Source organism: Streptomyces sp. NPDC031111 (assembly GCF_055570675.1).
In genome coordinates, this window is record NZ_JBVIGS010000053.1 from 1 (window position 1) to 5,331 (window position 5,331).

Sequence of the window (5,331 nt, forward strand, 5' to 3'; positions counted from 1 at the left end):
GCGTTCTCGATGTCGCTGACGTCCGCTGGAGTGAGCCGGTAGATCCATCGGCTCTGGTCCTCCAGGTCGGTGGGCATCCAAGCCAGGTCCTTGCCCAGCGGTGAGTAGGTCACAGCTGCCTCCTTGCAGTGTGGTATCTGATAGATGCTATAGCAGATGGAAGTTTACGGAAGGTTCATTGTCAAGAGGTAAGTCAGTCGAGGTCGGCGTTGAGCAGCCAAAGCCGTGAGGCCTCGAGCTGTTCACGTGTCAGCCGCTCGGCCCGATCGGCGTCTCGTACGCGAAGCGCGTCGACGATGTCACGATGGATCTGGACGAGGGCCGCTCGCTCCTGGGCGGTTCGCAGTTCGATCGCCCGCATGCGACGCGCCCGCCCGAAGAAGCCGGCGCTCGACGCCAAGGAGTCGAGTGAGGCATTGGCCGCGACGCGGCGGAGTACGGCGTCGAAGCGCTCGGCGGCCTGCTGAGCCACTTCGGGGTCGGCGTCAGCCAAGCTGCTGCCCGCTTCGTCGACGATTCGGGCCAGCTCGTCGACCTCCTCATCGGTGATTTTCTCCGCGGCGAAGCGGGCCAGGGCGCCACGCAGCAGCGATTCGGCGTAGAGCAGCTCCCGGACCGTCTCGGTCGAGTGACTGGCGACGGCCAGCGATCGCGGTGAATGGCGTTCGATCAGTTGTTCCTGTTCAAGCCGGCGCAGGGCCTCACGGATCGGCGTCGGGCTCACGCCCAGCAGGAACGCCAGTTTGCGTTCGGTGACTTTCTGGCCGGGGGCGAGGACGCCGGTCGCGATGCTCTCGCGAATCTGCTGGTAGGCCCGCTCGGCAAGGGACTCGTGTCGCTCCAGCGAGGACAGAGGGTTCCTGGCGGAGTCGGTCACGGTGCAGCTCCTTGTGGTTCCGGTGCCGCGGCCTTCCAGCGGCGCTTGAGGCTACATGCTATAGCGAGTTCGAAGCGTAGCTGACCGGCTTGTCAGAGCGCTTGTGGTGCATCGCATAGCGGCGCTGCCGTTGTGGCGTACAGGGTCGTTGGGGTGGTCAAGCTACCCGGTGAGTGGCTTAGTAGCGCTCTGCGCGGCACAGGTCGGCCCCTCGACACGGAGATCCACTTCAAGTGCACTGCGGTGGTGCGGCGGCGTTGCCTCGTAGGGGGCGCAGCGAGGATGTCGTTCCGAGGCCGAGGGAACACTGCTCCAACTGAGGTTGGAAAAGGGCAGGGCTCAGTGAGAGGGAGAGAGTGCGGTCAGCCAGATGTCAGGGTTCTTCCGCACGCGGACGCTTGCTCGTTCGGGGAACGCCGTGCCGGCCTCGGACGGCGGTAGGTGGATCTCCAGCCAGGTGTCCCCGTCTTGGTCCTGGGTTCGCCTGACGCCGATGATGGACGTGCGATCGATCGCCAGCAGCTCGTACTCCGATGTCGGGTCGACGGAGTCGAACCGCCATTCATCACTGGGCGAGTCGTCGAGGAAGAGCAGGCGTTCGTTGGTCAGAGCCAGATAGCCGCTCGGGACCCTCCCTTCAGGGTGGGCTGGGGCGCGCAGGGCGGAGCGCTGGATGGCGTCCACTATTTCGGTGGGGCGCAGCCTCGCGATCAGGAAGGGCGCGAGGGACTTGACCCGCATATGCTCTCCGTAGCCGAAGTCGGAGTCCCGCTCGTAGTTTCCACGCTCGTAAGTGTCGGGCTCGTAAGTCTTGTCAAAGGCCGCCCCCAACTTGTCCGGGATCTCCAGGTGCGCGCGTGCCGACGCTGCCCCGGCGGCGTCTCCCTACTCGTCCAGCAGCTGTGCCAGGAAGGCAGACGGTCCCTCGCCCGAATCGTCGTGCCCGGTGAGCCGGATCGCGGTGCGGCACAATTCGATCGCGTCGGCAAGTGCCTCGGACTCGGTCTCGTAACCGAGCGCGCTGAGATACTCGTGCTTGACCACCCTGGGCTTGGGTGGATTGCGGACCAGGTAGGCGAACTCCCCGGGGAGCACCTCGATGGGCTCGGTCCGGTACGGGACGCGGTCCCTGTACGAGATCCCGCGGCCGTAGTCGATCATCTTGGCGAGTTGGAAGGCGGCCCTGCCGGACACCCCGGCCGCGCGCCTGGCGATCGCCGCCTGGAAGTCGCGTTTGGCCTCGGCGAGGTCGAGTCGACGTCCCTCGACCAGCTTTTACTCGTAGGACACCTCTGCCGCGTGCTCGTCTCTCGCGGCCTGGATGTCACGCTTCAATTGGGCATGGGCGTGTCGGCCCAGCGACCGATGCGCCCGTGCCACGAGCGCCTCTGCGGCATCGACATGGGCGCGGAACAGGTCATCGGTACGCTCCGTATGCACAGGCCGTCGACGATCGACTCCGTGGGCGGCCCCTGGTCGGAGTACCAGATCATGAGCGGCTCCCGCTCGAAATGGGTCAGCCCGTACCGCGCTGACGCCTTGGTGATCAGAGGATCCGGAACACCTCGGACGTGGATACTCCAGGGAAGCTCCCATGGGCTCTCCGCGTCCGCCAGTGCCGTGATCTCGTCGACACTCGGCTCGGGACTCGGACTGATGATCGCGTTCAGCGCGGCGATTGGCGCCCCGGAGATCGCAAGCACAGCGCCCTGCGGGCCTCTGCGCGTCCGCCCTGTGGTGGCAGCGGCAAGGTCCCGGAACGTAGCAGCATATGCGGATACAACCGCAGCCAAGGGGGCATCTGCTTGAGGCACGGAGACCAACCCTATGCGGCACTGCGCGGGAGATGACAACCGGCCTCCGTCAGCAATGTCATGCGGCCACCCATTGCCGTCAGCGGTGACGTGGGTCAGTCGCCTCGGTAGAGAGCCGTGAGAAGTTCGATCGCGGCTTGGGTGGCCGGGGGCGGATCGTCCCTCCACCATGTGAGGCGTACGGCGATGGGCTCGGCGTCGCGGACCGGTCGATAGACGATGCCGGGCCGAGGGTATTGGTGCGCGGTGGACTCGGCAGTCATGCCGACGCAGCGGCCACTGGAGATCACAGTCAGCCAGTCATCGACGTCGTGGGTTTCCTCCGTCGCCGGTCGGGCTTGGGGTGGCCACAGCTCAGGTGTGGTCGTGCCGGTTCGCCGGTCCACGAGCAGGGTGCGCTCGCTGAGGTCGGCAAGACGTAGCGACCGGCGTGAGGCTAGGGGGTCCTCGGCGGACAACGCGCACAGGCGCTGCTCCAGACCGATAATGGCTCCCTCGAAGCGGCGGTCGTCCAGCGGCTTGCGGAGGACGGAAAGGTCACAGGCGCCTTCCGCCAGGCCGGCGGTCGCGGAGTTGACGCGGACCAGGTGGAGGTCTGTTCCGGGGTGCAGTTGAGCCCAGCGGCGTTGGAACGCGGGCGTGTGGCGGCCGACAGCCGACCAGGCGTAGCCGATCCGCAGGATGCTGTGGCCCGAGGTGGCCTCCCGGACCAGGTCGTCCACCTCGCCAAGCACCCGCCTGGCCTGAGCAACCACCCGAAGCCCGATGCCGGTCGGTGTTACCTCACGCGAGGTGCGCCTGAGCAGCCTCACCCCCAGGGCGCGTTCGAGCGAGGCCAGAGTCCGGGACACCGCCGCCTGGGAGACTTCCAGCGCGATGGCCGCGTCGGTGAAGGTGCCTTCATCGACGATGGCGACGAGACAGCGCAATTGCCGTAGTTCCACATCCATGACTCAAGTGTATAGATCTCGTCGCAGACGCATTTTGCGTAAGCATCTCTGGGACTCACCATCGAGTCATGCGTAGTGCAACTGTCAGGGTCTGCGGATTTTCTGCCCAGTCCACGTCTTCTGCGTCCACGGGCTCCTCGGCCCACCCTGTGCAGCCCCGGGGGCGGCTGACCGGTGTGGTGACGATGGCCGGCAGCGGCCTGTCCAACCAGGTCGGCGCGGCAATCGGTTCCCTTGCCTTCCCTGTTCTCGGGCCCATCGGCGTCGTCGCGGTCCGCCAGTACGTCGCCGCGATCGTCCTGCTCGCCGTCGGCCGCCCACGTCTCCGGGACTTCACCTGGGCGCAGTGGTGGCCTGTACTGGGGCTCGCAGTGGTGTTCGGGAGCATGAACCTGTCCCTCTACACCGCCATCGATCGCATCGGCCTCGGTCTGGCGGTGACGTTGGAGTTCCTTGGTCCGCTCACTGTTGCCCTTGCCGCCGCACGTCGCCGCGTCGATGCCTTCTGCGCGGTGATCGCTGCGGCCGGTGTCGTCACCCTGATGCGCCCCCAGCCCTCGACGGACTACGTGGGTATGGGCCTCGGACTGCTCGCAGCGTGCTGCTGGGCGTCATACATCCTGCTCAACCGAACAGTGGGCCACCGAATCCCGGGCGTGCAGGGCTCCGCCACAGCGGCGGGAATCTCTGCACTGACGTTCCTGCCGGTAGGCATCATCCTCATCCTGCACCAGCGGCCGACAGTCGCGGCTGTCTGCTACGCCATCGTGGCCGGTGTGCTCTCCTCGGCGGTGCCGTACCTTGCCGATCTGCTCACGCTGCGTCGCGTGCCCGCACAGACGTTCGGACTATTCATGAGCGTCAACCCCCTTCTTGCGGCCCTGGTGGGCTGGATTGGTCTCGGCGAGGGTCTGGGGTGGACGGAGTGGGCAAGTATCGGCGCGATCGTGGCCGCCAACGCGCTCAGCATCCTCGTACGGCGTTGACGACCGCAATGCCGTCCGCTCAAGCGGTTACGCCCGCGTACCTGGGCAGCCCTATTGCTGTCCAGGCGCAGGGGGCTGGTGGAGTGTGGGTGACCTGTTGCTGACGGTGCCAGTGACGATATGGCGGGCGCGGCGATGCCCACGTGAGCGCATCCCTGGCGCTCATCGAGTGGTCAGGGCGTGAGGTGTTCGTGGGCAGTTGGACGAACATGCGGTGCTGGTGGACGGTGATGCCGATGGTGAGGGCGATGTTGTCGAGGTCATCTGAGCCGACGGCGGCAAGAACAAGGGCCCGGCCGAGGCGGAGCCTCTCCAAGACGGCCCGGTTGCCGCCGTGCCTGGCCACGGGGACCGAGGGAACGGGCGAGGCGGACGCCGGGTGCGTCGAGGTCCCGTTCCACACCGACCACGGGAAACGGCGAATACTGCAACGCTGCTTGCCGTGACTGATGGCCAGCTCAGGGGCTGTGTCCGCGTCGTTTGCAGGGTCGGACGAACTGGCCAATCGCGCCTGCGAGCAGCGCGACGCCGACTACGGGCAGTACCAGCGACATGATGATCGCAGCGAGTTGCATCGTCTATGCCTTCGGTTCCTCATGGAGTTCAGCTCTTGCGGGTCTTGACCTCTTCGGTGAGCTGCGGGACGACGTCGAACAGGTCGCCGACGATGCCGTAGTCGACCAGGTCGAAGATCGGGGCCTCGG

Annotated in this window: 5 protein-coding genes and 1 pseudogene; 1 reads left to right on the plus strand and 5 read right to left on the minus strand. The window is 66.3% G+C overall.

Annotated features, from left to right (window positions below):
* Window positions 1-193: 193 nt before the first annotated feature.
* The 4 genes from ACZ470_RS40395 to ACZ470_RS40410 form a co-directional block, all read right to left on the minus strand.
* On the minus strand, window positions 194-877 hold the full coding sequence (locus tag ACZ470_RS40395) for a GntR family transcriptional regulator (RefSeq protein WP_468434948.1): 684 nt from the start codon (window positions 875-877) through the stop codon (window positions 194-196).
* A gap of 339 nt (window positions 878-1,216) precedes the next feature.
* Entirely contained in the window at window positions 1,217-1,618 is a 402-nt protein-coding gene (locus tag ACZ470_RS40400) for a hypothetical protein (protein WP_468434949.1), read from the minus strand.
* 144 nt (window positions 1,619-1,762) lie between these two features.
* Window positions 1,763-2,071 (minus strand): hypothetical protein, encoded by a 309-nt coding sequence (locus tag ACZ470_RS40405; RefSeq protein WP_468434950.1) that lies wholly within the window; start codon window positions 2,069-2,071, stop codon window positions 1,763-1,765.
* A gap of 715 nt (window positions 2,072-2,786) precedes the next feature.
* A complete protein-coding gene (locus ACZ470_RS40410) occupies window positions 2,787-3,641 on the minus strand; it encodes a LysR family transcriptional regulator (protein WP_468434951.1) in 855 nt (284 codons plus the stop codon).
* Between the two features lie 68 nt (window positions 3,642-3,709).
* On the opposite strand from ACZ470_RS40410, the gene ACZ470_RS40415 reads away from it, so the two are divergent.
* A complete protein-coding gene (locus ACZ470_RS40415) occupies window positions 3,710-4,627 on the plus strand; it encodes an EamA family transporter (protein ID WP_468434952.1) in 918 nt (305 codons plus the stop codon).
* 603 nt (window positions 4,628-5,230) lie between these two features.
* Here the strand turns inward: ACZ470_RS40415 and ACZ470_RS40420 are convergent.
* Window positions 5,231-5,331, minus strand: a pseudogene (locus ACZ470_RS40420) (electron transfer flavoprotein subunit alpha/FixB family protein); the annotation flags it as partial.

Bases quoted from the DNA above. Each gene is read 5' to 3' on its own strand.
- ACZ470_RS40400 (WP_468434949.1), bottom strand. From the start codon at position 1,618: ATGCGGGTCAAGTCCCTCGCGCCCTTCCTGATCGCGAGGCTGCGCCCC.
- ACZ470_RS40410 (WP_468434951.1), bottom strand. From the start codon at position 3,641: ATGGATGTGGAACTACGGCAATTGCGCTGTCTCGTCGCCATCGTCGAT.
- ACZ470_RS40415 (WP_468434952.1), top strand. From the start codon at position 3,710: ATGCGTAGTGCAACTGTCAGGGTCTGCGGATTTTCTGCCCAGTCCACG.